Annotated in this window: 26 protein-coding genes and 1 other RNA gene; 2 read left to right on the top strand and 25 right to left on the bottom strand. The window is 62.7% G+C overall.

Features of this window, described 5'->3' with window-relative positions; translation table 11 throughout:
* Positions 1 to 2: 2 nt before the first annotated feature.
* The 20 genes from ACYQ3G_RS03765 to ACYQ3G_RS03860 form a co-directional block, all read right to left on the bottom strand.
* Positions 3 to 857 carry a UbiA-like polyprenyltransferase gene (locus tag ACYQ3G_RS03765; protein WP_459822461.1) on the bottom strand — a complete coding sequence of 285 codons (855 nt, stop codon included), beginning with the start codon at positions 855 to 857 and terminating at the stop codon, positions 3 to 5.
* Positions 858 to 865: 8 nt separating this feature from the next.
* The gene (gene tyrS / locus ACYQ3G_RS03770; RefSeq protein ID WP_459822463.1) at positions 866 to 2,062 is read right to left on the bottom strand and encodes a tyrosine--tRNA ligase; all 1,197 of its coding nucleotides are present in this window, start codon (positions 2,060 to 2,062) and stop codon (positions 866 to 868) included.
* A complete protein-coding gene (locus ACYQ3G_RS03775; RefSeq protein ID WP_459822465.1) occupies positions 2,059 to 2,847 on the bottom strand; it encodes a TIGR00282 family metallophosphoesterase in 789 nt (262 codons plus the stop codon). Before ACYQ3G_RS03775 ends, tyrS begins: the two co-directional genes overlap by 4 nt.
* Before the next feature lie 7 nt (positions 2,848 to 2,854).
* Positions 2,855 to 4,411 (bottom strand): ribonuclease Y, encoded by a 1,557-nt coding sequence (rny, locus tag ACYQ3G_RS03780; protein ID WP_459822467.1) that lies wholly within the window; start codon positions 4,409 to 4,411, stop codon positions 2,855 to 2,857.
* A gap of 156 nt (positions 4,412 to 4,567) precedes the next feature.
* Positions 4,568 to 4,750, bottom strand: a non-coding RNA gene (ssrS, locus tag ACYQ3G_RS03785) — 6S RNA.
* 6 nt (positions 4,751 to 4,756) lie between these two features.
* Entirely contained in the window at positions 4,757 to 5,002 is a 246-nt protein-coding gene (locus ACYQ3G_RS03790; protein ID WP_459824174.1) for a cell division protein ZapA, read from the bottom strand.
* A 24-nt stretch (positions 5,003 to 5,026) separates the two neighbouring features.
* On the bottom strand, positions 5,027 to 5,206 hold the full coding sequence (locus ACYQ3G_RS03795; RefSeq protein ID WP_043774879.1) for a hypothetical protein: 180 nt from the start codon (positions 5,204 to 5,206) through the stop codon (positions 5,027 to 5,029).
* A gap of 8 nt (positions 5,207 to 5,214) precedes the next feature.
* Positions 5,215 to 6,603 carry a bifunctional UDP-N-acetylglucosamine diphosphorylase/glucosamine-1-phosphate N-acetyltransferase GlmU gene (glmU, locus tag ACYQ3G_RS03800; RefSeq protein ID WP_459822470.1) on the bottom strand — a complete coding sequence of 463 codons (1,389 nt, stop codon included), beginning with the start codon at positions 6,601 to 6,603 and terminating at the stop codon, positions 5,215 to 5,217.
* Positions 6,604 to 6,808: 205 nt separating this feature from the next.
* A complete protein-coding gene (locus tag ACYQ3G_RS03805) occupies positions 6,809 to 7,237 on the bottom strand; it encodes a F0F1 ATP synthase subunit epsilon (protein ID WP_028576933.1) in 429 nt (142 codons plus the stop codon).
* A gap of 21 nt (positions 7,238 to 7,258) precedes the next feature.
* Positions 7,259 to 8,668 carry a F0F1 ATP synthase subunit beta gene (gene atpD / locus ACYQ3G_RS03810; RefSeq protein WP_459822472.1) on the bottom strand — a complete coding sequence of 470 codons (1,410 nt, stop codon included), beginning with the start codon at positions 8,666 to 8,668 and terminating at the stop codon, positions 7,259 to 7,261.
* Positions 8,669 to 8,681: 13 nt separating this feature from the next.
* Positions 8,682 to 9,554 carry a F0F1 ATP synthase subunit gamma gene (locus ACYQ3G_RS03815; protein ID WP_459822474.1) on the bottom strand — a complete coding sequence of 291 codons (873 nt, stop codon included), beginning with the start codon at positions 9,552 to 9,554 and terminating at the stop codon, positions 8,682 to 8,684.
* Between the two features lie 20 nt (positions 9,555 to 9,574).
* Complete coding sequence (gene atpA / locus ACYQ3G_RS03820) at positions 9,575 to 11,083, bottom strand: F0F1 ATP synthase subunit alpha (protein ID WP_459822476.1); 1,509 nt, start codon at positions 11,081 to 11,083, stop codon at positions 9,575 to 9,577.
* 5 nt (positions 11,084 to 11,088) lie between these two features.
* The gene (gene atpH / locus ACYQ3G_RS03825) at positions 11,089 to 11,643 is read right to left on the bottom strand and encodes an ATP synthase F1 subunit delta (RefSeq protein ID WP_459822478.1); all 555 of its coding nucleotides are present in this window, start codon (positions 11,641 to 11,643) and stop codon (positions 11,089 to 11,091) included.
* Positions 11,640 to 12,209 carry a F0F1 ATP synthase subunit B gene (locus ACYQ3G_RS03830; RefSeq protein WP_028576928.1) on the bottom strand — a complete coding sequence of 190 codons (570 nt, stop codon included), beginning with the start codon at positions 12,207 to 12,209 and terminating at the stop codon, positions 11,640 to 11,642. Before ACYQ3G_RS03830 ends, atpH begins: the two co-directional genes overlap by 4 nt.
* A gap of 60 nt (positions 12,210 to 12,269) precedes the next feature.
* Positions 12,270 to 12,665: a F0F1 ATP synthase subunit B gene (locus tag ACYQ3G_RS03835; protein WP_245578274.1), complete on the bottom strand. Its 396-nt coding sequence runs from the start codon at positions 12,663 to 12,665 to the stop codon at positions 12,270 to 12,272.
* A gap of 291 nt (positions 12,666 to 12,956) precedes the next feature.
* Complete coding sequence (gene rodA / locus ACYQ3G_RS03840) at positions 12,957 to 14,066, bottom strand: rod shape-determining protein RodA (RefSeq protein WP_028576926.1); 1,110 nt, start codon at positions 14,064 to 14,066, stop codon at positions 12,957 to 12,959.
* 12 nt (positions 14,067 to 14,078) lie between these two features.
* Positions 14,079 to 15,872, bottom strand: a complete 1,794-nt coding sequence (mrdA, locus tag ACYQ3G_RS03845) for a penicillin-binding protein 2 (protein ID WP_459822482.1) — start codon at positions 15,870 to 15,872, stop codon at positions 14,079 to 14,081.
* Positions 15,859 to 16,359, bottom strand: a complete 501-nt coding sequence (locus ACYQ3G_RS03850) for a hypothetical protein (RefSeq protein ID WP_459822484.1) — start codon at positions 16,357 to 16,359, stop codon at positions 15,859 to 15,861. Before ACYQ3G_RS03850 ends, mrdA begins: the two co-directional genes overlap by 14 nt.
* Positions 16,360 to 16,361: 2 nt before the next feature.
* Positions 16,362 to 17,408, bottom strand: a complete 1,047-nt coding sequence (mreC, locus tag ACYQ3G_RS03855) for a rod shape-determining protein MreC (RefSeq protein ID WP_459822486.1) — start codon at positions 17,406 to 17,408, stop codon at positions 16,362 to 16,364.
* 4 nt (positions 17,409 to 17,412) lie between these two features.
* Positions 17,413 to 18,453, bottom strand: coding sequence for a rod shape-determining protein (locus tag ACYQ3G_RS03860; RefSeq protein WP_028576924.1), 1,041 nt, complete (start codon positions 18,451 to 18,453; stop codon positions 17,413 to 17,415).
* Between the two features lie 183 nt (positions 18,454 to 18,636).
* Between ACYQ3G_RS03860 and mnmL the strand changes: the two genes are divergently transcribed.
* Together mnmL and ACYQ3G_RS03870 are read left to right on the top strand one after the other, a co-directional pair.
* Positions 18,637 to 19,584 (top strand): tRNA modification radical SAM protein MnmL/YtqA, encoded by a 948-nt coding sequence (gene mnmL, locus ACYQ3G_RS03865; protein WP_459822489.1) that lies wholly within the window; start codon positions 18,637 to 18,639, stop codon positions 19,582 to 19,584.
* Positions 19,585 to 19,586: 2 nt separating this feature from the next.
* The gene (locus ACYQ3G_RS03870) at positions 19,587 to 20,066 is read left to right on the top strand and encodes a methylated-DNA--[protein]-cysteine S-methyltransferase (RefSeq protein WP_459822491.1); all 480 of its coding nucleotides are present in this window, start codon (positions 19,587 to 19,589) and stop codon (positions 20,064 to 20,066) included.
* Here the strand turns inward: ACYQ3G_RS03870 and ACYQ3G_RS03875 are convergent.
* From ACYQ3G_RS03875 to ACYQ3G_RS03895, 5 genes are all read right to left on the bottom strand, one after another.
* Positions 20,035 to 20,409, bottom strand: coding sequence for a PilZ domain-containing protein (locus ACYQ3G_RS03875; RefSeq protein ID WP_028576921.1), 375 nt, complete (start codon positions 20,407 to 20,409; stop codon positions 20,035 to 20,037). The two genes, ACYQ3G_RS03870 and ACYQ3G_RS03875, sit on opposite strands and share 32 nt — an antisense overlap.
* A gap of 208 nt (positions 20,410 to 20,617) precedes the next feature.
* Complete coding sequence (locus tag ACYQ3G_RS03880) at positions 20,618 to 22,546, bottom strand: DEAD/DEAH box helicase (RefSeq protein WP_459822494.1); 1,929 nt, start codon at positions 22,544 to 22,546, stop codon at positions 20,618 to 20,620.
* Between the two features lie 70 nt (positions 22,547 to 22,616).
* Positions 22,617 to 23,786 carry a radical SAM family heme chaperone HemW gene (gene hemW / locus ACYQ3G_RS03885; RefSeq protein ID WP_459822496.1) on the bottom strand — a complete coding sequence of 390 codons (1,170 nt, stop codon included), beginning with the start codon at positions 23,784 to 23,786 and terminating at the stop codon, positions 22,617 to 22,619.
* Between the two features lie 3 nt (positions 23,787 to 23,789).
* On the bottom strand, positions 23,790 to 24,338 hold the full coding sequence (locus ACYQ3G_RS03890) for an epoxyqueuosine reductase QueH (RefSeq protein ID WP_459822498.1): 549 nt from the start codon (positions 24,336 to 24,338) through the stop codon (positions 23,790 to 23,792).
* Positions 24,339 to 24,346: 8 nt separating this feature from the next.
* Positions 24,347 to 25,825 (bottom strand): Rne/Rng family ribonuclease, encoded by a 1,479-nt coding sequence (locus tag ACYQ3G_RS03895; RefSeq protein WP_028576918.1) that lies wholly within the window; start codon positions 25,823 to 25,825, stop codon positions 24,347 to 24,349.
* Between the last annotated feature and the right edge of the window lie 95 nt (positions 25,826 to 25,920).

The following is a 25,920-nucleotide window of genomic DNA, read 5'->3' on the forward strand; positions in this document are numbered from 1 at the left end:
AGTTACCCGAGCACCGTATCGAGGACGGCCCCGGCAAACAGAAAGACGGCCACAAAACCGTTCAGGGTGAAAAACGCCAGGTTGACCCGGCTCATGTCGTGCTCCGATATGAGTCGATGCTCAAGCAGCAGGATAGCTGCCACCGCCAGGCACACGGCGAGATAGACGAGTCCGGCCCCGCAGGCCCAGCCCGCCAGCAGAAAAAAAAGACTGGTGACCACGTGGCTGAAGGTCGAAACGGCCAGGGCCGGTCCCACGCCAAGCCGGGCCGGAAGGGAATGCAGGCCCTCGGTGCGATCGAACTCCACGTCCTGGCAGGCGTAGAGGATATCGAAGCCGCCCACCCAGAAGGTCACGCCGAGGGCGAGCAGGATCGGGGCCATCTCCACCGCGGGCGAAACGGCCAGCCAGCCGGCCAGCGGGGCCAGCCCCAGGACCGAGCCCAGAAAGAAATGGCACAGGGCCGAAAACCGCTTGGTGAAGCTGTACAGCCCGGACCAGACAAGGGCTACGGGCGAAAGCGCCAGGCACAGCGGATTCAGGAACCAGCAGGCTGCGACGAAGATGACGGCGCTCGCAGCGATGAAGATCCGCGTCTCGGCCACCCCAATCTCCCCGGTCACCAGGGGGCGCGTCAGGGTCCTCGGGTTCTTGGAGTCGATGGGCAGGTCCGCCAGCCTGTTCACGGCCATGGCGAAGGAGCGCACCGCGACCATGGCCACGGTCAGGGCGATGAAGACCCGCCAACCGGGCCACCCGGCGGCAGCCCAGAGCATGCCGAGATAGGCGAAGGGCAGGGCGAAGATGGAATGCTCGATCTTGACCATGCGGGCCAGGAGAACGATTTTACGCCACATGCTCCCCCCTACTTCGCCATGACCTTGAGGAAGCGCTTCTTGCCGACCTTGAGCACGTATTCGCCGGCATCGAACGCAAAGGCGGGATCGTCCTCCTTGCTGCCGTCGACGGTCACGGCATTCTGCTTGCACATGCGGCGTGCGTCGCCCTTGGACGAGCAGACCCCGCTCTCGCTCAGCACGTCGACCAGCGTCGTTCCGGCAGCCGCTTCGAAGACCTCGATATCCTCGGGAATCCCCTGCTTTGCGAACACGGCGTTGAACCCCTCGCGCGCCGCGGAAGCCGCCTCAGGGCCGTGGAAGCGGCGCGTGAGCTCCTCGGCAAGATCCTCCTTGGCGGTCTTGGGATGCAGGGCCCCGTTCAGGACCTGCTCGCGCAGATGCCCGATGTCGTCGAGGGAGCGGTCCGAAAGCAGCTCGTAGTAGCGCCACATGAGTTCGTCGGAGACGGACATGACCTTGCCGAAGATGTCGGCCGGGGCCTCGTCGATGCCGATGTAGTTGCCCAAAGACTTGCTCATCTTCTGCACGCCGTCGAGGCCTTCGAGGATGGGCACGGTCAGGACGATCTGCGAGGCCTGGCCGTGCTCGCGCTGCAGGTGGCGCCCCATGAGCAGGTTGAACTTCTGGTCCGTGCCGCCGAGCTCGACGTCGGCGCGCAGGGCCACGGAATCGTACCCCTGCACCAGGGGGTAGAGGAACTCGTGGATGGCGATGGGCTGGTTGCCTTTGAAGCGCTTCTCGAAGTCGTCGCGTTCGAGCATGCGCGCCACGGTGTAGCGGGAGCACAGGCCGATGAAATCAGCGGCCGTGAAGGCGTCCATCCAGGTGGAGTTGAAGGCGACCTCGGTCCGCTCAGGGTCGAGGATCTTGAAGATCTGCTTCTTGTAGGTCTCGGCGTTTTGCAGCACGGCCTCGCGCGTCAGGGTCTTGCGCGTCTCGGACTTGCCCGAAGGGTCGCCGATCATGCCCGTGAAATCGCCGATCAGAAAGATGACGTGGTGGCCGAGCTCCTGGAAATGCTTGAGCTTCTGGATGAGGACGGTGTGGCCCAGGTGCAGGTCCGGGGCCGTGGGGTCGAACCCCGCCTTGACGCGCAAGGGCGTGCCGCGGCGCAGCTTCTCGACCAGTTCCTCCTCGTTGATGATCTCCACACTCCCGCGCCGGATCTGTTCCAGCTGACGGGCCAACTCTTTGTCTGTCATGGCTCTTCCTTATGTTCCCTGTATTGCCAGGGGACGATGCTCAGGCATTTTCCCCGGTCCAGTTCGATCACAACACCGTTCAGCATGCACGGTCCTTTCGCAAGTTCAAAACGTTGCGGCAGGCAGGTCTGAAACTTGCGCAGAATGACGTCGTTGTCCATGCCCAGACACGAGTCCTCGGGCCCACACATGCCGAGGTCTGAAATGTACCCTGTGACACCGTCCAGCACGCAGGCGTCGTTGGTCTGCACGTGCGTGTGCGTGCCCACGACGGCCTGCACGCGGCCGCGCAACATGTGGGCCAGAGCCCGCTTTTCGGAGGTGGCTTCGGCGTGCATGTCCACCACAACCAGCGCCCCGGACGGGATGGATGCCAGCAGGCCCTCGGCCGTTGCGAACGGGCAGTCCACGGGGTCCATGAACGTCCGTCCCTGGAGGTTCATGACCGCAAGCTCGGGCAGTCCTTCCCCCAGACTGAACACGCCGCAGCCGCGTCCCGGCGCCCCGGCCGGGTAGTTGGCCGGCCGCAGTATCCAGGGTTCGCCCGCCAGCACGGGCCGGATGTCGGGGAACTTCCAGACGTGATTGCCCGTGGTCAGCACGTCCACTCCGGCGCGCCGCAGTTCCATGGCGCTCTTGGCCGAAATCCCCAGGCCCCCGGAAGCGTTCTCGCCGTTGGCCAATACGGTGGTCAGGCCCATTTCACGACGCAAACGCGGCAGATGGTCCTTCACCATCTGCCGCCCTGTTCTGCCAACTATGTCGCCGAGAAAAAGAAGCCGCACAAAGGAGCTACTTGGCAATGCCTACGGCCCTCTTCTCGCGGATGACTGTGACCCGGATCTGGCCGGGGTAGGTCATCTTCTCCTCGATCTGCTTGGCGATGTCCTTGCTCAGCATGAATATCTGGTCGTCGTTGACCGCGTCGCAGTCAACCATGACGCGCACCTCGCGGCCGGCCTGGATGGCGAAGGCGCGGCTCACGCCGTTGAAGCCGGTGGCGATGCCTTCCAGCTCCTCCAGGCGCTTGACGTAGCTCTCCAACAGTTCCTTGCGTGCGCCGGGGCGGGCGCCCGACAGGCTGTCGGCGGCCTGCACCAGGACCGCGTACACGGACTTGGGCGGCACGTCCTCGTGGTGAGCCGCGATGGCGTGCACGATTTCGCTCGACTCGTTGTACTTCTTGGCCAGGTCGGCGCCGATGATGGCGTGGGGACCTTCCACCTCGTGGTCCACGGCCTTGCCCAGGTCATGGAGCAAGCCGGCGCGCTTGGCCTTCTTGATGTCCAGCCCCAGCTCCGCGGCCATGATGCCGCACAGGAACGCGACTTCGAGGGAATGCTGCAGCACGTTCTGGGTGAAGCTGGTGCGGAAGCGCAGCTGCCCCAGCAGGCGCACGATCTCGGGGTGGATGCCGTGCACGCCGAGGTCGAAGGTGGCCTGCTCGCCGATCTCGCGGATCTGGACGTCCATCTCCTTCTCGACCTTCTTGACGATGTCCTCGATGCGGGCGGGGTGGATGCGGCCGTCGCTGATGAGACGCTCCAGGGAGCGCTTGGCAACTTCGCGGCGCAGGGGGTTGTAGGCGGACAGAATGACCGTCTCGGGGGTGTCGTCGATGATCAGGTCCACGCCGGTGGCGGCCTCGATGGCGCGGATGTTGCGCCCTTCGCGACCGATGATGCGGCCCTTCATGTCCTCACTCGGCAGCTCGACGGAGCTGACCGTGTGCTCGGCGACGTAGTCACCGGCGTAGCGCTGGACCGCGCTGGCGATGATCATCTGGGCCTTGCGGTGGGCGGTCTCCTGGGCTTCGACCTCGATGACGCGGACCATCTTGGCCGCTTCATGCCGGGCCTTGCTCTCGATCTCCTGCATGAGGCGGGTGCGGGCCTCTTCGGCCGTGAGGCCCGAAATTTCCTCGAGCCTGGCCTGCTGCTGGGTGACCAGGTCCTGCAGGGACTCCTCCTTCTCCTCCACTGCCCGCTCCTGTCTGGCGACCTTCTTTTCCAGGTTGACCAGTTCGCTTTCCTTCTGGGCCAGGGATTCGACCTTCTTTTCCAGGCGCTCTTCCTTGGCCTGGAGCCTGGCCTCGTTCTTCTTGAGTTCGCGCTCGCGGTCCTTGGCGTCCTGCTCGATCTCCTTCTTCAAGGCAAAGACCTCGTCCTGGGCCTGAAGCAGCAGTTCCTTCTTGTGCGCCTGGGCGTCCTTCTTCGCCTCGTCGAGAATGCGCTCGGAAAGCTTCTGCGCGTCCTCGATTTCCTTGTCGGTGATATATTTCTTGAAAAGATAACCCGCTACCGCACCGATGCCGATACAGATGAATGCGGTGATGATGATGTCAGCCATGAAAAACTCCTTGGCGCAATATATTGAAACGCCTGCGCGAGGGCCATAAAGTGACGCTCCTGTCCTTCAATCGGACGTCGGGAACGACAGCGCGTGTGATCGCATCTGCAAGGAGGGAATCGGGCGGGCCTGGTTCGACGAAGGAACAGACTTTTGAAAAGCCCCGGAAGGCAGTGTTGGGATTTATTTTGAACCTCTTAAGTTAAGAGGGGGTTGGCTACAGCCCATAAGGCTTCTCCGGAAATATCCGGAGCATGCACACAAGGCCGTTGTAAGCTACCCTAATTGCGCTTTATTGGCTCAAAAACGCATCACCAATCACTGTCCCTCCAGGGTTTAGGTCTGCTATTCTTCAGGACTATCTATCTTCGAAAGAAGCTGCTGCAGATTGCCTTCAAGCTGCGACAGCCTCCCTTGATCATGTAAATAATCGTCGGCCAGACTGAGTGCCAGATATGTCAGGAGCCGCTCCTTGCTCATGTTGCTGGCCCGCCCCTGCAACTCGCTGTATCGCTTGTGCACGAAATCCACCGCCTGGTGAATCCGCTCGGGCGGGACGTCGGCCGCGAAGGAAAGTTCGAGGCCGAGCACGGTCAAATTGTATCCTGGCATTGACTAGTTTCTATCAACCTCTTGCAACCTGTTCAAGATATTTTCGACCTTGGCCAGGACCGCTTCCTTGGTCTGTCGTTCCTGCTCAAGAGATTCCTTTAATTGCGAATTCTCAAGTTTCAAGGCCTCCTGGCGTTCCAGGAGAAGGGTTATCTTCTCGGTGAGTTGATTCAGGATATCCATGTAACGTCCTAGGATTGAGGTTTTTCTTGGCGCTTTCTTCTCTCGATGTTCGTCTGTCTGGCCCTGGCGACGCAGAGGGCCGCGTCAGGGACGTCCTTCGTCACCACGGACCCCGCCCCGACAACCGCCCCGGCCCCCACGACCACCGGAGCCACCAGGGCGGTGTTGCTCCCGATGAAGGCTTTCTCGCGGATCTCGGTGCGGTGCTTGCGCACCCCGTCATAGTTGCAGGTGATGGTGCCCGCGCCGATGTTCACGTCCGCGCCGATGTCGCTGTCGCCGAGGTAGGACAGGTGCCCCGCCTTGGCGCCCTCGTGGAGGGTCGCATTCTTGACCTCCACGAAATTGCCGACCCGGGCCTTGCGGCCGATGTCTGCCCCCGGCCGGAGACGGGCATAGGGACCAACCGACGCACCTTCGCCGATGCGTGCCCCCTCAATATGAGAAAAGGATTTCACTTGGCAAGGACCAAGAACCGCGTCCCTGATCCAGCAGTGGGACGAGATGCGCGCGCCGCGCTCAATCCGTGTGCGCCCGTAGATTTCGCACGGACCGACGATCTCGGCCCCGGGTGCGATTTCGACATCGGGCCCGATGACGATCGATGATCCACCGCGCAGAATGACGCCTGACCGCAGATGTCCCGCGACAATCCGCGCTCGGAGCGCGTCCTCGAAGTCAACCAGCTCCTGCGGAGAATTGATGCCGCGCAGCAGCTCGGAGCTGCCGAACGGCATGCCTGCAACGCACAGCCCCGCCTCGGCGCAAAGGCTGATCAACTGCGTCAGATAGAACTCGCCCTGAGCGTTGTCCCGGTCCATCTTCGCCAGAAGCCCGGAGCACAGGGCCACATCGAACACGTAGACGCCGGAATTGACCTCGTTGATCTCGCCTCCGTACTCCACGGCATCGAAGTCTTTTTCCTCCACGACACGCAAGACCGTGCCATCCGGGGACCGGACTACCCGCCCGTATCCGAACGGGTTTTCCAGCTCCAGGGTCAGCATGCCCATCGCAGCGCCTTCATCCCGGCACAAATCCGCAAGGGCCTCCACTTCCTGCACAGGCACGTACGGGGTGTCGCCATTCAGAACGCAGACGTGGGTCAGACCGCTGGCGACGATCTCCGGCCAGGCGAGCGAAACGGCATGCCCTGTGCCCAGTTGCTCTTCCTGCAGGACGAATTGCAGATCCCGCGCGGCAAATGCAGCGCGGACCTCATGCGCACCGAATCCGATGACCGTCCAAACGAGCCCTGGCGGCACATGCGCGAGCGCATCGAAGACATATCCAAGCAAAGGCTTGCCCAAAACCGTTTGCAGCACCTTTGGGGAATCGGAATGCATCCTGGTTCCCTTTCCGGCCGCAAGAAGAACATAACCCAATGTAGCGCTCATCCGTTACTCCATAGCTGTGCGAAAGTCTCCCGACTGGCGGGAAATATCGGCGCCTGACAGGAAGCCGGCGTCGCAGATGTTCTCATAATCCCGTATGCAAACAGGCCCGGAAAATATCGACAGATGGGCCGCCGTTCAACCCCCTGAAGCAAAAAAAAAGGCAGGTTCCGGAGAACCTGCCTTCGTAGTCGTCATACAGCCTTCATTACATGCGGCACGTGCCTTCGCTCACGGCGCTAGCACGACACTTCATGCGGTGAAGCGCCCTGGCCAGGGCGGCCTGCACGGCCGCGTGATCCAATTTCTCCTGTTGCTGCTTGGCGCGCTGCTCGGCTCTTTCCTGAGCCCTGCGGGCCCGTTCCAGATCGATTTCTTCAGCTTTTTCCGCCACTTCAGCAAGAACTGTCACCTTCGCAGGGGACACCTCGGCAAACCCGCCGGCAACAAAGACGTAGTACTTTTTGCCGTTCAGTTTGTAGTAGAGGCTCCCGATACCAAGCGCAGAGAGAAACGGGATATGATTGGGCAGGACACCGAATTCACCGTTGATGCCGGGAGCGCCGACGTAGTCGACCTCTTCCTGCAGCACCATCTTGTCCGGTGTCACAATTTCAAGCGTTATTGTCTTAGCCATATCAATACCCCAGGGCAAGAATTACTGTTTCTTGGCGTTTTCCAGAGCCTCGTCCAAGCCGCCGACCATGTAGAAGCAGGACTCCGGAATGGCGTCGTGCTTGCCTTCGATGATCTCCTTGAAGCCCTTGATGGTGTCTTCGAGCTTCACGTAGCGGCCTTCCTTGCCGGTGAACTGCGCGGCAACGAAGAAGGGCTGGGACAGGAAGCGCTGCATCTTGCGGGCGCGGGAAACGGTCAGCTTGTCTTCGTCGGACAGTTCGTCCATGCCCAGAATCGCGATGATGTCCTGCAGGTCCTTGTACTTCTGGAGGATTCTCTGCACGGCGCGAGCGGTCATGTAGTGGTCCATGCCGATGACGTTGGGGTCGAGGATGCGGGACGTGGAGTCCAGCGGATCCACCGCGGGGTAGATGCCAAGCTCGGCGATCTGACGGGACAGAACGATGGTTCCGTCAAGGTGCGAGAAGGTCGTGGCCGGGGCGGGGTCGGTCAAGTCGTCGGCGGGAACGTAAACGGCCTGCACCGAGGTGATGGAACCCTTGTTGGTGGAGGTGATGCGTTCCTGCAGTTCACCAAGGTCGGTGCCCAGGGTCGGCTGGTAACCGACGGCGGAGGGCATGCGGCCGAGAAGCGCGGAGACTTCGGAGCCGGCCTGGGTGAAACGGAAGATGTTGTCGACGAACAGGAGCACGTCCTGGTTTTCTTCGTCACGGAAGTACTCCGCGGCGGCCAGAGCGGTCAGAGCGACGCGGGAACGGGCTCCCGGAGGTTCGTTCATCTGACCGTAGACAAGGCAGGCTTTGTCCAGAACGCCCGCGTCTATCATTTCGTGGTACAGGTCGTTGCCTTCACGGGTGCGCTCGCCGACACCGGCGAACACGGAGATGCCGCCGTGGTTCTTGGCGATGTTGTTGATCATCTCCATGAGGATAACGGTCTTGCCGACGCCGGCGCCACCGAACATGCCCATCTTGCCGCCCTTGGGGAAGGGGACGAGCAGGTCGATGACCTTGACGCCAGTCTCAAGCACTTCGATCTTGGTCGACTGCTCGGTGAAGCTCGGGGCCGAGCGGTGGATCGGGTAGCTCTTCTCGGCGACGATGGGGCCCTTTTCGTCCACGGGGCGACCCACGACGTTCAGGATGCGGCCAAGGGAGGCCTTGCCTACGGGCACCTGGATGGGCTTGCCCGTGTCCTTGCCGATCTGGCCGCGAACCAGACCGTCGGTGTTGTCCATGGCGATGCAGCGAACGACGCTGTTGCCAAGGTGCTGGGCGACTTCGACGACCAGGTTGTCTTCTTCGGCGTCGATGGTCGGGTTGGTGATCAGAATGGCGTTCAGGATGCCTGGAAGTTTGCCTTCGGCAAACTCCAAGTCGACAACAGGCCCGATGACCTGCACTATTTTACCGGTATTAACAGCACTCATGCGTTATGCCCCCTTATCCTTTCAGTGCCTCGGCACCGCCTACGATGTCCATTAATTGGGTGGTGATGCTCGCCTGGCGCGCCTTGTTGTAGACAAGGGTCAGGCTGCCGACCATTTCGTCGCAGTTCTTGGTCGCGTTATCCATGGCCGACATGCGCGCCGCATGCTCGCTGGCCGAAGTGTCAAGCAGGCCGCGGTACATCTGGACCTTGACGTATCTGGGCAGAAGTTCGGCCAGAAGCCCTTCCACCGATGGTTCGAAGATGTATTCGCTCGTGGCGACGGTCGGTACTTCCGCCTCGGCCGTCTCGGCCGGGAGGATCTGTGACGACGTCGCTTCCTGCTTGGCGATGCTCACGAACTTTCCGAAAACGATATGCACTTCGTCAAACTGTCCGGAGAGATACCCATCGATGACGAGGTTGCCCGTTTCGCTGGCCAACTGGAAATCGAAGTTGGTCATATTCTCAGCGTACTGCGAAACGATCTCGAACCTCGTCTTGCGGATGAAATCCCTGCCTTTCTTTCCGATGCAGATAAACTTGACGGTCTTGCCTTCTGCTTCCTTCTGCTTGGCCAGCCTGTTGGCGGCGTTGCAGAGGTTCGCGTTGAAGCTGCCGCACAGCCCCTTGTCCGAAGTGACCAGAACGATGCCTATGTTCTGGATCTCTTCGCGCTTCTCGAGCAGGGGATGGACGCTGGCGTCGGCGCGGGAAGCCAGATCGATAAGAATGTCATGGAACTTATCAGCATAGGGACGGAAGCGCTCGATTCGGTTCTGAGCACCACGCAGCTTCGCGGAAGCGACCATGTTCATCGCTTTCGTGATCTGCTTGGTCTTTTTCACACCGACGATCTTGTTTTGAATGTCCCTCAGTGATGCCATTTACGACTCCTTAAACGATCCTAGGCTTTGAAACCGGCTTTGAACTCGGTCAGGGCTGCGGCCAGCTTCTTTTCGGTTTCGGCGCCAAGGTCCTTGGTCTGCACGATTTCGGCCAGGACGTCGGACTTCTGGTTGCGCATGAAGTCGACCAGTTCGTTGCCGAAGCGGATAGCGTCGGTCACGGCGACGTCGTCGAGGTAGCCGCGGGTGCCGGCGTACAGCACGGCGACCTGCTCTTCGACGGGCATGGGCTGGTACTGAGGCTGCTTGAGCAGTTCGACCAGACGCTCACCGCGGGTCAGCTTGGTTTTGGTGGCCTTGTCCAGGTCGGAGCCGAACTGGGCGAAGGCGGCCAGTTCGCGGTACTGGGCGAGGTCGAGACGCAGGGTGCCGGCGACCTTCTTCATGGCCTTGATCTGGGCCGCACCGCCAACTCGGGAGACGGACAGACCGACGTTGATGGCGGGACGGATGCCGGCCATGAACAGGTTCGGCTCCAGGTAGACCTGACCGTCCGTGATGGAGATAACGTTGGTCGGGATGTACGCGGACACGTCGCCGGCCTGGGTTTCGATGACCGGCAGGGCGGTCAGGGAACCGGCGCCGAGGCTGTCGTTGACCTTGCAGGAGCGCTCCAGCAGGCGGGAGTGCAGGTAGAAAACGTCGCCGGGGAAAGCTTCACGTCCCGGAGGGCGGCGCAGCAGCAGGGACATCTGGCGGTAAGCCACAGCCTGCTTGGACAAATCGTCGTACACGATCAGGGCGTGCTTGCCGTTGTCGCGGTAGAACTCCGCCATGGTGCATCCGCAGTAGGCCGCGATGAACTGCAGGGGAGCCGGTTCGGAAGCGGTGGAGGAGATAACCGTGGTGTAAGCCAGTGCGCCGTTCTGGCGAAGGGCTTCGACGACCTGAGCGACGGTGGAGCGTTTCTGGCCGATTGCGACGTAGAAGCAGTGGATATCACTGTTCTTCTGAGCAATGATGGCGTCAACGCCGACGGCGGTCTTGCCGACCTGACGGTCGCCGATGATCAGTTCGCGCTGTCCGCGGCCGATGGGGGTCATGGCGTCGATGGCCTTCAGACCCGTGTACATGGGCTCGTGAACGGACTTACGGGCGATGATGCCGGGAGCCTTGATTTCGACGTTACGGAACATATCCGTCTGAATCGGTCCCAGACCGTCGATGGGATTGCCCAGGGGGTCGATGACACGACCCATGACCGCGTCGCCGACGGGAACCTGGAAGATCCGGCCCGTACGCTTGACGATGTCGCCTTCCTTGATGTGTTCGGTCTCGCCGAGAAGAGCGACGCCCACGGAGTCTTCTTCAAGGTTCAGGACCATGCCCATGACGTTACCGGGGAACTCGAGGAGTTCCATGGCCATCGCGTTTTCGCAGCCGTAAACGCGGGCGATACCGTCACCCACCGACAGGACCACGCCAGTCTCGCTCATCTCGACCTTTTTCTCGTAGTTCTTGATCTGGCCTTCGATGATCTGGCTAATTTCTTCTGCTTTGATCTGCATAGCCTCTACTCACCCCTTTTGATATTTTCTTTCAAAATTTGCAGTTGAGCCCGAATACTAGCGTCAAGGACCTTGTCCCCGATCTTGAGCATGAGCCCGCCGATGATGTCCTGATCAACTTCGTAATCGAGGACCACCTTCTGACCCGACTCTTTTTGCAGTTTGTCGACAACGTTCTTCTGCACCCCGTCGGAAAGCTTCACAGCCGTCACCAGTTTGCCACGAAGAACGCCTTGGGCCGCATCCAGGAGCATGCCGTATGACGCGTTGATCTCGGGGAGAAAAGCCAGCCTGTTCTTGTCCGCCAGAAGCAGACAGAAGTTCCGGACCATGGCGCAGGGCGCGACCTTGTCCAGAATCTTGACGATCACTCCTCTCTTTTCTTCCACTCCGAAAATCGGGTTGCGGAAGATCCTCGTGAGCTCAGGCGCATTCTCCAGGACTCCAGCCAGCCTGGCCAAGTCGTCGCCGTACTGCGCCATGACAGCCTTGTCGGACTGCGCCTGCGCAACGGTGAACAACGCCTTGGCGTACCGTCTTGCTACGATATTCCCAGTCAATTGAGCACCACCTTTTTAAGATATTCGTTGACCAAATCTTCGTGATCTTTCTTCTTCAGCTGCTTTTTCACCATGTCTTCGGCGGCAGCGACGATCTTTTCGGCCAGCTCTTCACGGATGGCGTCGATGGCCAGCTTGGCCTCCTGAGCCGCGGAAACTTCGGCCTGAGCCTTGATCTGCGCAGCCTGGACTTCGGCCTTCTCGATGATCGCCTGGCGCATGGCCTCGCCCTGGGCCTTGGCGTCGGCAAGGATCTTGGCCTTCTCGGCCTCGAGATTGGCGATGCTCGACTCAACTTCCAGCAGGCGCTTCTCCGCGTCTTCCTTACGCTCGTCGAGGTCGGCCAGATCCGTCTCGATCTGCTTGGTGCGGCCGGTCAGCATGTCCGCAACGCGCTTGCCCGCGAACTTGTAGACCAGGAAGGCCACGATGCCGAAATTGATAAAGCGATACAGAAGGTCGAGCCATTTGTTATGACCCCCACCCTCTCCGTCGCTGGCGAAGGCAATCGCCGCGCAAAGAACCAGTGCTGCCGTCACCAATCCGACAGTCTTGAATTTTTTCAAAATTCCGCCCTCCTTATATGAAAAAGTACATCTATGACACACAAGGAAATTCCAGCCCGACTACGCCTTGCTGAGCACCTTGTCGGCGACGTTCTTGGCATAGCCCGCGACTTCGTTGCGCAGGGCCTTCAGGGCGGCCTGCTTCTGACCATCGATCTCTTTGCGGGCGGCGGCGACCTTCTCGGCGGCTTCGGCGCCGGCCTTGGACAGGACCGCGGCCTCGGCTTCGGACCCTTCGGCCTTCAGGGACACGCGCAGCTGCTGCGCCTCGACCCGGGCACCGGACAGGGAAGCCTTGTAATTTTCGAGCTTGGACTCAGCCTTGGCCGTGAAGGCCTCGATGGAACCGAGCTTTTCGCTCATGACCTCGGCCCGCTTCTTGATGATCCCACGGATCGGGCGAAACAGGATCAGGTTCAGCACCGTCAGGATGATCAGAAAGTTCACAAGTTGCATAAAAAATGTCCAATCGAGATCAATCATGCCGCCCCCCAAAAAGTATGTGAATTTTTGTTCAAAGTCACAGGGCCTCTATCTGATTCCCATTTTCGTGTCAAAATCTTTTTGGACAAACTGTCAGCAAATTGGTTTGCAAGTCCTGGGTTTGCGCACTTTGTTCAGAAATTCACGTGCCTTGGATGCACCATTCTGACCCATGAAAACGCGCCGACCGGAAACGGCGCCGGAACATTTTCCGGCCCCTCCGGTCTGAAAAGATGACATGCTCCGAAAAACGGGTCAGAAACTTCAGGCGTTCTTGAAGACGAACCTGCGCATGGCCACGTTGAGAACCACGCCGATCATGCAAAAATTGACCACGGAAGCGCTGCCCCCGTAACTGATGAAAGGCAGGGGGATGCCGACCACGGGCATGATGCCGAGGACCATGCCCATGTTGATGAGGATCTGCCAGAAGAAGTAGAAGAAGACCCCGGCGGCGAGATAGCTGCCGAAATCGTCCTTGGCTTCCATGGCCACGATGTAGATCTGGTAGAGGAAGGAGCAGAAAAGGGTCAGCAGGATCACGGACCCGAAAAATCCCCACTCCTCGCCGAACACGGCGAAGGCGAAGTCCGTGTGTTTCTCGGGCAGAAAGCGCAACTGGCTCTGGGTGCCCTGCAGGAAGCCCTTGCCCCAGAAACCGCCCGACCCGATGGCGATCTGGGACTGGATGATGTGATACCCTGCGCCGAGGGGATCGTTGCCGGGATCGAGGAACGTCAGGATGCGCTGCTTCTGGTAGTCGTGGAGAAAGAACCACCCGAAGGGCAGCGTGGAGGGCAGAACCACGATCAGCACTTTGAAGACCCCGCCCGCGATGCCCTTGAAAAGGATCATCCCGCCCAGAATCAGCAGGATGTTCAGGGCCGACCCCAGGTCGGGCTGCTTGACCACGAGCACCGCCGGCACGAGCCCCACAAGGAGGACCTTGCCCAGATTGACCCAGCCGAGGCGCCCGTCCATGCGGGCCAGAAGTCGCGCGCCCAGGATGAGCACGGCTATCTTGGCCAGTTCCGTAGGCTGCAGGTTGAAAAACCCGAGGTCGAGCCAGCGCCTGGCCCCGTAGATGGTTTTCCCGGCCACGCTCACCCCGACCAAGAGAAGCAGCGACAGGACGAAATAGGGCCAGGACACGGCCTTGAAATGGCGATAGTCCACAAGGACGATGCAGGACATGACCAGCAGGCCCGCGCCGCCCCAGAGCAGCTGCTTGTTGAAGTAGCTGTCGAGTTCGATGCCCGTCGCGACGCGCAGGGCGCTGGCCGAATAGAGGTTGATCACCCCGACCAGGAAGAGGATCGCGGTCAGGGCCACGAGCCCCCAGTTGATGTGGAAGACAAGGCGTCTGTCGAACATGTGCGTCTCCCCTCAATTCCCCTGCTGCACGCCGAAAAGGGCGTCGAACACCGCGGCGACCACAGGCCCGGCGTCCGAGCCGCCGTGTCCGCCGTGCTCGACCATGGCCACGGCCACATACCGCCGCCCGTCCTTTTCCGCGAACCCCGCCAGCCAGGCATGATCCCTGTATTTGTAGGGGATCTCCTGGGTTTTCTTCTTCTCGTACTTGTCCATGAGTTTGACGACCTGCGCCGTGCCCGTCTTTCCGCCGATACGGATGCCCGTACGGCGCAGCAGGCGGGCGGTGCCCCTGTCCTCCTCGACCGTGGCCACCATGGCGTCGAGGATGAGCTTGCGCGTGGAGGCCTTCATGGGCAGCTCGCCGATGACGTCTGGCGAAGCCGTGGCGAGCAGCGTCGGCCGCAGGAGCTTCCCACCGTTGACCAGCGCGGCCACGAACCGGGCCACCTGCAACGGGGTCGTCTGGGTGTACCCCTGGCCGATGGAATAGTTCAGGGTCTCGCCGCGCTGCCATTTCTCGCCGAAGCGCTTGAGCTTCCATTCGGCGGTGGGCATGTTTCCCGACCGCTCGTGCGGCAGTTCGACGCCGGTCCTGACACCGAAACCGCAGCGTGTCGCGTAGTCGCTGATGGCGTTTACGCCGAGGCGTTCACCGAGTTGATAATAGTATACGTCGCAGGACTCACGCAGCGACTTCTTGAAATCGACAAGCCCGTGCCCGCCTTTGTTCCAACACCGGAAGGACCGCTCGCCGAGTTTGTAGCTGCCCGAGCAGAACACGGTCGTGGCCGGGGTCACCGAGCCGCTTTCCAGGGCCAGCCCGCCGACGACCAGCTTGAAGACCGAACCCGGCGGATAGGCGCTCTGCACGGGACGGTTCTGCATGGGATGCTCCGGGTCTTCGAGGAGTTCCTTCCACTTGGCGTGGCTGATGCCGACCACGAACTCGTTGGGGTCGTAGCTGGGCAGGCTGACTTGGGCGAGGATTTCGCCCGTGTTCGCGTCCATGACCACCACGGAGCCCGCGCGACCGTCCAGGGCCTTGGTCGCCACTTCCTGCAGACTCAGGGAGACGCTCAGGCTCAGATCCTCGCCCTTGACCGGCTGGGTGACGATCCTGGATGACAGCACACGGCCCGACGCATCGACCTCGAACTCCTCCAGCCCCTTGGCCCCGCGCAGCCGGCGTTCCAGCACGTACTCCACACCCTGCTTGCCGACGTCGTCGCCGAGCTGCAGGTCCGGGTCGTCGTTGAGCTCTTCCTCGTTGGCCCTGGCCACGTAGCCGAGAACGTGAGCCAGGGTCGGGCCGTAGGCGTACGAGCGTTTCGGCCGCACGGCGATGGTCAGGCCCGGCCAGTCCAGCCGGTGCGCTTCGACCAGGGCCACGAGTTCGAAGGGGATGTTGGGCACGATGACCTGCTCGTCAAAGTGCTTGACCCGCTTTCGACCGATCTCGAAGACCTTCTCCAACTCGTCGCGCGGCTGACCTGTCCAGCGGCTGACCTGGTCGAGGGTCTTCGGGATGTCCGGGCAATCCTCGCGGACCAGGGCCAGGGCGTAGGCAGGCGTGTTCTCTGCCAAAAGCACGCCGTCCCGGTCGCGGATGATTCCGCGCGGCGAAAACATTGTGCTCTGCCGGGTCCTGTTTTCCTGGGCGCGGCTGGTGTAGAAATCGTTCTTGTAGATCTGCAGATACCACAGGCGGATACCGAAAACGCAAAAAAGCAGGACAATGCAGATCAGCAGCAGGTTGGGGCCGGAAAAAATCCGGGGTCTTTCGGGGGTGTCAAACGCGCCCATGTCCGCCCCACCTGCGGTATGCGATCAGCATCCCGCCCCAGAACAGCACATACGCCAGCCACTGCTTTGCGATCCACGGCCAAGGCGCATGCATCCGCGCCCCGATTTCCTGGAAGCTGATGGCGCCGCTCAGGACCGCCCAGGCCCACACGGAGAGCACCAGGGAGAAAAGAAGGATGAAGAGCGGATTTTCAGGCTCGAGCAGCCATTTGGTGAGCAGAAACAAGGCGAACATCCCGGCGTAGAAGAGCACGGCCACTCCGAAGGCCAGATTGCCGATCCCTTCCTGCACGAGCGTCCACAGCACGGTCATCCAGCCCACCGTCCACCACCGCCCGGTCTGAAGGCAGACGAGAAGTCCGGGGGTCAGAAAATCGAACCCTCCGGACATTTCCTGGGCCCAGAGGGCGAGCACGAGATACCCCGCCCACCAGACCGGGTCGGGCATCTGGCCCGGACGTCGCCGGCCGTAAGGGGTGGCGGACAATCTCACGACCTCTTGCGCACGGGATGGCGCGCTGGCTTGGACGGCTCGGTCCCTGGTTCGGTCGGCTTCGTCGCATTGGCCGCAGACGGCCCCTGGGAGCCGCCGGCGACGCCGGTCGAATTCGCCGCGGCCTTGGCCGAACCGGCGGTCGCGTCGACCGGACCTGCGGTACTGTTTGCCGCGGGTTGCCCATCGCCGGCGGAAGCCACGGGCTGCCCCGGATCGTACCCGTCCGCGCGGCTCAGGACCAGCAGTTCTTCGTAGTACCTCAGGGCCAGCAACGGCTCGGCGTAGACCTTCTGGAACAGGGAGACGTCGGCGGGGGTCACTTCGACCACGCGGGCCACGGGGATTCCCTTGGGAAAAACGCCGCCCTGCCCGGAGCTGATCAGGATTTCGCCCGGGGAGACGGGATCGTTGCGGGGGATGAACTTGACTTCAAGAAACGCGCCCGGCCCCTGACCCTGGACAATGGCCGGGACCCGCCCGTCGCTGGTGATGACCGGTATCCGGCTGGTCGAATCCGAAAGGAGCAGGACCGAGGAAAAATGCAGCCCTGGCTTGGCGATGCGCCCCACCACCCCGCGCGGCGAGATGACCGGATCGTTGGCCCGCACGCCGTGGACCGTGCCCAGGTCGATGAGCAGCGTCTCCAGGATGGCGTTGGGTCCGAGCCGCTGGCCGATGACCCGGCCGCCGCGCGTCTGCCAGCCGGCCTCGGGGCTGAAGCGCAGCAGCGACGTCAGGCGGTCGGCCGACTTGGCCTTTTCCGAGAGCCGGACCAGTTCAAGCTCCAGTTCGCGGACTCGCTGGGTCAGGTCCTCATTCTCCTGCCGCACCCCCACCAGATAGACGTAGCGCGACCAGAACTCGTCGACGTTGTTCTGCAGCCAACGCCCCGGAGTCATGGCCCAGCCGGCGACATCCAGACCGACCATGGCGGCCAGCCGGTCCAGATACCCCGTCTTCCAGTTCCACGTGTACATGGAAAAGTAGAGAAAAAGCGGAAGAAAGAAGAACAGAAGCAGATATTTGAAACGGGGCGACATACGTCTAATCGATGGTTACCTCGCGCAGCACGTCCAGGTTGTCGAGAACCTTGCCGGAACCCAGGGCCACCGTGGACAGGGGGTCTTCCACCACGGTGATGGGCAGCGAGGTCTCCTCGCGCAGCAGGCTGTCGAGGCCCTTGAGCAACGCCCCGCCGCCGGTCAGCACGATGCCCCGGTCAACGATGTCCGCGGCCAGTTCGGGCGGCGTCTGCTCCAGGGCAATGCGCACGGCCTGGACAATGGAGTCCACGGGCTCGGAGATGGCCTTGCGCACCTCCTCGGAGGTGATGGAAATATTCTGCGGGATGCCCGAGACGAGATCGCGACCCTTGACGTCCATGATCAGCTCCTCGTCCAGGGGATAGGCCGAGCCGATGGTCATCTTGATGTCCTCGGCCGAGCTTTCGCCGATAAGCATGTTGTACTTGCGCTTGACGTGCTGCAGGATGGCCTCGTCCATCTTGTCCCCGCCGATGCGCACGGACTTGGAGTAGACGATGCCCGCCAGGGAGATGACCGCCACCTCCGTGGTGCCGCCGCCGATGTCCACGACCATGTTGGACGTCGGCTCGGTGATGGGCAGGTCGGCCCCGATGGCCGCGGCCATGGGCTCCTCGATGAGGAAGACCTCGCGCGCGCCGGCGCTCTGGGCCGATTCGCGCACGGCGCGCTTCTCGACCTGGGTGATGCCCGTGGGCACGCAGATGACGATGCGCGGCCGCACCAGCCGGCGGCTGTTGTGCACCTTGGAGATGAAGTGCCTGAGCATGGCCTCGGTCACCTCGAAGTCGGCGATGACGCCGTCCTTCATGGGCCGGATGGCCACGATGTTGCCGGGCGTGCGACCGAGCATGCGCTTGGCCTCGGAGCCCACGGCCAGGACCTTGTTGTTGCCTCGGTTGTCGCGTTTGACGGCCACGACCGAGGGTTCGCGCAGGACGATACCCTTGCCCTTGACATAGACGCAGGTGTTGGCAGTCCCGAGATCGATGGCCAGGTCGTTCGAGAAGAACCCTAAAATCTTATCCAAAATTCTGGACATATATTTCCTCTTTTATCATGTTCAGCATGGTCCGCTCGCGCGGACACTTCCGGGACATGCCAAGGCGGAACACCGACCCGGTGGGCCGGAAAAATGACGTGTAATGAGCCGCGCTGAATACCAGAAGATCAACGCGCAGGCAACTACCGCCCCGGCAGGGGACAAATTTCAATCATACCAGGCATGTCACCAAACCGATTCCATTCCCTCTCGGTCTATTTCCGGCGACGTTTCGGGTGCCGGGTCCGCAAGATCCCCCTGGACGCGGGCAGTTCCTGCCCCAACCGCGACGGCAGCATATCCGTCGGAGGCTGTTCGTTCTGCAACGAGAAGGGCTCCGGAACGGGCCAGGCAGCCGCAATGTCCCTTGCGGAGCAGTACCTGGCCGGCCGCGAACGCATCCTGGCCAGAGGCGGGGGAATCCGCTTCCTGGGCTACATCCAGTCCTTCTCCAACACCTATGGACCGGCCGCGCGGCTGCGGGCCATGATGCAGGAGCTTGAAGGGTTGCCCGACCTCCTCGGCATCGCCATCGGCACCCGTCCGGACTGCCTGGACAAGGAAAAGCTGGACGTCCTGCGGGCTGCCCCCTTCGAGGAGGTCTGGCTGGACCTTGGGCTGCAGTCGGCCCACGACCGCACCCTGCGGCGCATCAACCGGGGTCACGACGCGGCCTGCTTCATGCGCTGGGCGCGCGAGGCCGGGGAAAGGGCCATCAAGGTCTGCGCCCACGTCATCACCGGTCTGCCCGGCGAAACCCTGGCGGACTTCGAACAAACCATGGCCGTTGTCAACAGCCTGCCCGTGGCCGGCGTCAAATTCCACAATCTGTACATCTGCCGGGGCACGGCATTGGCGCGGGACTGGCGCGAAGGGCGCGTGGACCTTCTCACGGAGGACGAGTCCCTGCGCTGGCTGGTGCGGGGCCTTGCCCTGCTACGGCCGGAAATCGTCGTGCACAGGCTCGGCGGCGACCCCGCACCGGGTGAACTGGTCGCCCCGGACTGGGCCCTGGACAAAGCCGGATATCTCGACGCCGCCAGGAGGCTGCTCGCGCAAGAGGATACCTGGCAGGGCAAGGCGCTGGGCTTCCCACTGCCGCAATGGTTCAATCCCGAGGGAGGGAAATAATCATGAATACGACTGCGGAGACCTTTACCAACGACTGGTTTTCAGCCACGTTTCACTGGCGGGACGGCCTGCTGACGGCCATCGACCTGAGCGGCGACCGCAGGCCGGCCACGCCGCCGCGCTCACCGTTCGGGGCGGAACTGGCGCGGATCGTCTCGGACTACGGACTTCTGGAAGAGGATGTCTGGCCTGAGCTGCCCATGAACTGGAACGGACTTACGGCCTTTTCGATCCTGGTCCTGGACAACCTGCGCCGCCGCGTCCCCCGCGGGGCCTTCACCACCTATGGACAGCTGGCCGCCATGTGCGGCTCGCCACGCGCGGCCCGGGCCGTCGGCAGCGTCATGGCCCGCAACCCCTGGCCGTTGCTGTACCCATGCCATCGCGTCCTGGCCGCGGACCTGGGGCTGGGCGGGTTCGGTCCCGGCCTGCCCCTGAAACAGACCCTGCTCACTCTGGAAAAGGCCCGCCCTCTGGAGTGAACGCCGGACGACGCAGCTCCTCGTCCACGACATCCGCATCCTCGGCGTAGAGCCTGACGAGGTTGCGCAGGTGACTGAAGCTCGTCTCGTCCATGCGCAGGAAGTCTATGGCCCCGTCCTGGCCGGCCCGGATGATGCGGCCGTGGATGTGCATGCGCAGCCCCGATTCCAGTTCCAGGGTCACCTCGCACTCCTTGCCGGGCAGAATCCACTCCTCCGTGGAGCAGGACAGGCCCTTGAGGCTCAGGTCATGGACCCGCCCCCGGACGCGCTTGCCCTCGAAGGCGATGGTCAGGGGAAATTCCAGGTTGACGCGGCTTCTCGTGCGTCGTTCGTGTGTCATGTTGCCTCCTGTCCCGCAGCGGCCCCCTTTCCCGGGACGAAATGAAACCGGCCTCGATTTTTCAGTGCGGGGCTGCACTATTTCGCCTACGCGAATTCAACCTTCCCGTCGACCGCAAAGCAGCAATCACCGGAACCCGGCCGGCGGCAGCCCCGTCCTCACGGCATGTGCCCTGAACAAAAAACCCCGGCGAGGCCGGGGCTTGTGCTCATTCGAGGAATATCTTCTTCTTGGGCTTCGCAGGCTCGGCCGGCTGGTCCGCAGGCTTCCTGCCCCGGGAACGGCCCCGGTCATTGCCCGCTCCCTTGGGCGCTGGCGCTTCCTCCGCCGGACGCGGCTCCGCAGGCTCCTTGCGCGCCGCGGGACGGGCCTCGGCAGGCGCCTGCTCGGCTCCGCCGTCACGGACCCCTTCGGCCTTCTGGGCAGAGGATTTTCGCGGGCGGCGGCGACGACGCTTCTTCGGCGCGGTCGCAGGCTGGCCCTCCACCGCTTCCGCAGGACTTCCGCCAGAAACCTCTTCGAGCGGAGTCAGCTCTTCGTCTTCCGGCTCTTCGCGGTCGGGCTCCACAGCCGGGGCCGCATCACGCTGCGGCAGTGGAGCTTCCGCCTGGGGAGCTGCCGCCGCCTCGGGTGCGGGGACGTATGCATCCTCTTCCTGCGACGTCAATGGAGCATCGGTCCGCTCCTGTTCTCGCGCCTCGCCTCCGTTGCCCGGCTTCTTGCGGGAACGCTTGCGGCGGCGCTTCTCGCCCTCGGCCCGGCCGCCCTCGACCGGGGCCGCCTGGCGGACCTCGATGGGCACCGGGCGGACCATGTCGACCATCTTCTCCGACGGCTGCTCCAGCGGGGCATGGAACGTGGCCTGGTAGAACTCGTCCACGAGCATGGCCAGCAGGGCCCGGGAATCATCGTTGGTCGCCAGTTCGCCCACGGTGCGCATGAAGCGCTGCATGCGCTCCTTCTGGATGTTGTCGGCCTTGCGCAGGCGGGATTCCAGCAGGAAGACCGCGCGCTGGGAAATGAGCGTCTCCAGTTCCTCGTCGGCCGGGACCTGGTGCTCGACCATGGGGATGGAGAACTTCTTGGCAATCTGCTCGAGTTCGATCTCCTCCATGCCCGAGACGAAGGAGATGGCCACACCCGCCGCCCCGGCCCGGCCCGTGCGGCCCGTGCGGTGCACGTAGGCCTCGTGGTCCTGGGGGGGCTGGTACTGGAAGACGTGGGACAGCTCGTGGATGTCGATGCCGCGCGCGGCCACGTCCGTGGCCACCAGGAATTTGAGCTTGTTCAGGCGCAGCTTTTCCAGGACCTCCTCGCGGGCGGCCTGGGTCAGATCGGCGCTGATCTCGCCCACGTCGTAGCCGAAGCGGCGCAGGACCGTGGCCACGAAGTGCACGTCGGACTTGGTGTTGCAGAAGATGATGGCCGAGGCCGGGTTCTCCTGCTCGATGATCTTGACCAGGATGCGGCTCTTCTGCATGGCCGGCACCTTGTAGACCACGTGCAGCACCTCGCTGACGTGGACGTGCTCCTGGCTCAGGGAGACGAAGACCGGGTCCTTCAGGAACTGCTGGGCCAGGCGCTTCACGTGGCCGGGGTAGGTGGCCGAGAACATGGCCGACTGCAGGCCGCGCGGCAGGTAGCGCTGCAGCTGCTTCATGTCCGGGTAGAAACCCATGGACAGCATGCGGTCGGCCTCGTCGAAGATCATGACCTTCAGCCGGTCCAGGTTGAGGGTGCCTTTGAGCAGATGGTCGAGGATGCGGCCCGGCGTGCCGATAACCAGTTGGGCCCCGCTCTCCAGTCCCTGGATCTGGCCCTTGTAGCCCACGCCGCCGTAGATGGACACGGGCCGCACGCCGCACTCCCGGCCCAGCTCCTCGGCGTCGCGCGTGACCTGCACGGCCAGCTCGCGGGTCGGGACCAGGACCATGGCCTGGGGCGCGCCCAAGGCCGTATCGATGCGGTTCAGGGTCGGCAGCAGAAAGGCGCCGGTTTTGCCGCTGCCGGTCTGGGACTGGACCATGACGTCGAGCCCCTCCAGCATGAGCGGGATGGTCTGGGTCTGGACCGGCATGAGCTCGGTCCAGTTCAGGCGCAGCGATGCGGCCCGCAGGACGGGCGGCAGGTCTGCCATGGTGAATGCCTGTGCTTCGAAATTCTCGTTTTGGGATGTCCCGTTCGGGGTCTCACCAAATTCTGTGTTGTCAGTCATACGATTCCTGCGCGGTTGATGCGGGCGTGCGGTCCAGGACTCCGAGCACCAGCTCGATGACGGAGTTGCTGACCAGCATGCCCTCGCGTGTCAGTTGAAGGCGACCAGCGCCGAGGCGGACCAGCCCGCTGGAGCGAAGCCGCTCGACAGCCGGGTCGCGCCGCGGAAACTCAATTCCGGTCGCTGCCATGAATTCTTGCAGGTCCAGGCCGTCCCTCGTGCGCAAGGCCAGCATGACCATTTCCTGCCGCCGCACATCGGCGGTCAGGATCTCCGTCCCTTCCCTTTCGGCGCCAATGGCCGCCGTGCGGGCGTACTCGTCGAGACCGGCCGGGTTCGCCCAGCGCCGCCCGTCCAGAGTGGACACGGCGGCCGGCCCCAGGCCCAGGTAGTCCCGGCCGGACCAGTACCCCCGGTTGTGCCGGCTCTCGCGTCCGGGGCGGGCGTAGTTCGAGATCTCGTAATGCCCGAACCCTTCGGATTCGAGATACGCCGATCCTTCCAGATACATGCGGGCCCCCTCCTCCTCGTCGGGCAGGGACAGCCTCCCGGCGTCGACGGACTCGGCTAGCGGCGCGCCCTCCTCCAGGCTCAGGCCATAGCAGGAGATGTGTTCCGGGGCCAGCGCCACGATGCCGGCCAGGTCCGCGAGCCATGCGGACACGTCCTGGCCGGGCAGCCCCCAGATCATGTCCAGGCTCAGATTCGCAAACCCCGACTCGCGCGCCTCGCGCGCCGCCAGGCGGGCCCGGGCGGCGTCATGGGAGCGGCCGAGGGTGGCCAGCAGGTCGTCCCGCAGGCTCTGCACGCCGAGGCTCAGGCGGTTGACGCCCAAAGCCCGCACAGCGGCCAGAAAGCCGGTCTTCAGGGCCGACTCGGGGTTGGCCTCCAGGGTGATCTCGGCCCCCGCTTCCAGGTCGAAACGCGAGGCCGCCCCTTCGAGGATGGCCCCGATCTGCGCCGGGGTCAGCAGGGAGGGTGTCCCGCCGCCGATGTAGACCGTCTCCACCGCGCGCCGCCCAAGGGCCTTTCCCCGGCAGTCCAGTTCGCGCAGCACGAGCTCCACGTAACGCTCCGCCTCGGGCGCAGAAAATGGCCCGGAGTGAAAGGCGCAGTACCCGCACTTGCGCACGCAGAAGGGTACATGAACGTAGAGCAGCATGGATCAGGCGCGCGTGCGCAGTTCGGAGGAATACCGCTCGAACTCGCTGTACAGGCACCCGCAGTACTGCTGGCGGTAGACTCCCCACTCCTTCGACAGGGCGATGCCTTCGGACCACCCCGCCCTGAAATCCTCGTAATGGAACGCCACGCCGGCTCCCTGGGCCAGATCCTGCCCCATGATCCGTATCTGCTCGTGCTTCTGGAACTTGCTGTAGAGGAGCGTGGTCGTGAAGGCGTCGAACCCGCCGCGCCGGGCGATGGACAGGGTCCGCTCCAGGCGCAGGGCATAGCACGGGGCGCAGCGGTTGGGTTCGCGGAAGGTCACGGCCCGGAAATACGCCTGCGGGTCGTACTCGTCGTCCTTGAAGATGACCGGAATGCCGAGACGCTCGGCCACCTGGGCCACCCCCTCGCGACGGCGCAGGTATTCCTGCAGGGGGTGGATGTTGGGGTTGTAGTACAGGCCGGTCACGCCAGCCCCGGCCTCGAGGAGGGCCAGGACAGGCGTGATGGCGCACGGCCCACAGCACATGTGAACCAGTATTTTCATCGAAGAACCTAGCAGAATGCGCAGCTGGGCGTTGCCGAGGGCATGATGTAGATCTTGCGCTCGAATGTCTGCTCGAACTCCAGAAGCTTTTCACGCTTGCGGTTGACGAGGTAGTGCATCAGGTCCGCATCGGTGGTGTAGGTGAAGGGCTCGGTCTGCTTGTCCTTGCGCAGTTCTCGGTACAGGTCCTTGAGGGCCTGCATGGAACGCCACTCCAGATTGCGGCGGGTGCCGGCGCCGGAGCAGTGCGGGCAGGGCTCGAGGCTCCCGGACAGGGCCGACGTGCCCAGACGCTGGCGCACGATCTCGAGCAGGCCGAACTTGGAGATGCGCCCGATGTCCGTACGCGCCCGGTCGACCTTGAGGGCCTGACGCAGCTCCTTCTCGACCTCGCGGATGTGCTTGCCGTCCTTCATCTCGATGAAGTCGACCACGATCTGTCCGCCGATGTCGCGCAGCATGAGCTGATTGGGGATCTCCCTGGCGGCCTCGATGTTAGTGCGCAGGGCCATTTCCTTGAAATTCTTCTCGCCGCCGATCTTGCCGGAGTTGATGTCGATGGCCGTCAGGGCCTCGGTGTGGTCGATGACGAGCTGGCCGCCGCTGGGCAGGTTGACCGAGCGGCTGAAGATTTTCTGCAGCTGCGCCTCGATGCGGAAACGCTCGTAGAGGGTACGCTCGGTCTCGGTGTGGACCTTGATGAACGTCTTGCGGCGCGGGAACAGGAGGGTCGCGAACTCGGTGATCTGCCGGGCGGTCTCCTCGTCGTCGACCCAGCACTCGGCGATGTCGGGGGTCAGGTAGTCGCGGATGGCGCGGAAGGCCAGATCCTTCTCCTCGTAGACCAGGGACGGGGAGTCGGAAGAGATGCCCTTCTTGCGGATGTCCTTCCACAGGCGCTTCAGGACCTGCAGGTCCTTGGAGAGGCTGCTCTTGCTCTGGGCTTCGCTGACCGTGCGCACGATGACGCCCAGGCCCTCGTCGAGCTTGAGCTCCTCCACGACCTCCTTCAGGCGGTCGCGCTCCTTCTCGTCCTCGATCTTGCGGGAGATGCCGAGCTGCTCGCGGCCCGGGGTGAGCACGAAATAGCGCCCAGGAATGGACAGGTAGGTGGTCAGGAACGCGCCCTTGGAGCCCACGGGCTCCTTGACGACCTGCACCAGCACTTCCTGGCCGGGCTTCAAAACTTTCTGCAGGGGCGGGTACTTGCCGCGGGTGGGCACGTCGCTCTGGTAGTATTCGGGGTGAACCTCATCGACCTGCAGAAAGCCGTTCTTCTCGGCCCCGTAGTTGATGAAGGCGGCCTGCAGGGCCTGGTCGATGTTGTGTATCTTTCCTTTATATATGTTGCCCTTGGTTTTGCTCTGGTGGAGCATCTCGACGTAGTACTCGACGACGATGCCATCCTCCATGATAGCCACCTCGACCTGTTCGCCAGGCAACACGCTGATGAACATCTTGCGCTTCTGCTTTTCTCCCATGAACATCCTCAAATGAAAAAGGTTTCCGGCAGGGCCGGGAAAAATGGTGAAATTTGCGGACGAAAATCCGATGAAAATTTGCGATCGCTGGGCGCGGGGCT

Source organism: Desulfomicrobium salsuginis (genome assembly GCF_054657795.1).

Bases quoted from the DNA above. Each gene is read 5' to 3' on its own strand.
- ACYQ3G_RS03765 (WP_459822461.1), bottom strand. From the start codon at position 857: ATGTGGCGTAAAATCGTTCTCCTGGCCCGCATGGTCAAGATCGAGCAT.
- tyrS (WP_459822463.1), bottom strand. From the start codon at position 2,062: ATGACAGACAAAGAGTTGGCCCGTCAGCTGGAACAGATCCGGCGCGGG.
- rny (WP_459822467.1), bottom strand. From the start codon at position 4,411: ATGGCTGACATCATCATCACCGCATTCATCTGTATCGGCATCGGTGCG.
- ACYQ3G_RS03795 (WP_043774879.1), bottom strand. From the start codon at position 5,206: ATGGATATCCTGAATCAACTCACCGAGAAGATAACCCTTCTCCTGGAA.
- glmU (WP_459822470.1), bottom strand. From the start codon at position 6,603: ATGAGCGCTACATTGGGTTATGTTCTTCTTGCGGCCGGAAAGGGAACC.
- ACYQ3G_RS03805 (WP_028576933.1), bottom strand. From the start codon at position 7,237: ATGGCTAAGACAATAACGCTTGAAATTGTGACACCGGACAAGATGGTG.
- atpD (WP_459822472.1), bottom strand. From the start codon at position 8,668: ATGAGTGCTGTTAATACCGGTAAAATAGTGCAGGTCATCGGGCCTGTT.
- ACYQ3G_RS03815 (WP_459822474.1), bottom strand. From the start codon at position 9,554: ATGGCATCACTGAGGGACATTCAAAACAAGATCGTCGGTGTGAAAAAG.
- atpA (WP_459822476.1), bottom strand. From the start codon at position 11,083: ATGCAGATCAAAGCAGAAGAAATTAGCCAGATCATCGAAGGCCAGATC.
- ACYQ3G_RS03835 (WP_245578274.1), bottom strand. From the start codon at position 12,665: ATGCAACTTGTGAACTTTCTGATCATCCTGACGGTGCTGAACCTGATC.
- rodA (WP_028576926.1), bottom strand. From the start codon at position 14,066: ATGTTCGACAGACGCCTTGTCTTCCACATCAACTGGGGGCTCGTGGCC.
- mrdA (WP_459822482.1), bottom strand. From the start codon at position 15,872: ATGGGCGCGTTTGACACCCCCGAAAGACCCCGGATTTTTTCCGGCCCC.
- mreC (WP_459822486.1), bottom strand. From the start codon at position 17,408: ATGTCGCCCCGTTTCAAATATCTGCTTCTGTTCTTCTTTCTTCCGCTT.
- ACYQ3G_RS03860 (WP_028576924.1), bottom strand. From the start codon at position 18,453: ATGTCCAGAATTTTGGATAAGATTTTAGGGTTCTTCTCGAACGACCTG.
- mnmL (WP_459822489.1), top strand. From the start codon at position 18,637: ATGTCACCAAACCGATTCCATTCCCTCTCGGTCTATTTCCGGCGACGT.
- ACYQ3G_RS03870 (WP_459822491.1), top strand. From the start codon at position 19,587: ATGAATACGACTGCGGAGACCTTTACCAACGACTGGTTTTCAGCCACG.
- ACYQ3G_RS03875 (WP_028576921.1), bottom strand. From the start codon at position 20,409: ATGACACACGAACGACGCACGAGAAGCCGCGTCAACCTGGAATTTCCC.
- ACYQ3G_RS03880 (WP_459822494.1), bottom strand. From the start codon at position 22,546: ATGGCAGACCTGCCGCCCGTCCTGCGGGCCGCATCGCTGCGCCTGAAC.
- hemW (WP_459822496.1), bottom strand. From the start codon at position 23,786: ATGCTGCTCTACGTTCATGTACCCTTCTGCGTGCGCAAGTGCGGGTAC.
- ACYQ3G_RS03890 (WP_459822498.1), bottom strand. From the start codon at position 24,338: ATGAAAATACTGGTTCACATGTGCTGTGGGCCGTGCGCCATCACGCCT.
- ACYQ3G_RS03895 (WP_028576918.1), bottom strand. From the start codon at position 25,825: ATGTTCATGGGAGAAAAGCAGAAGCGCAAGATGTTCATCAGCGTGTTG.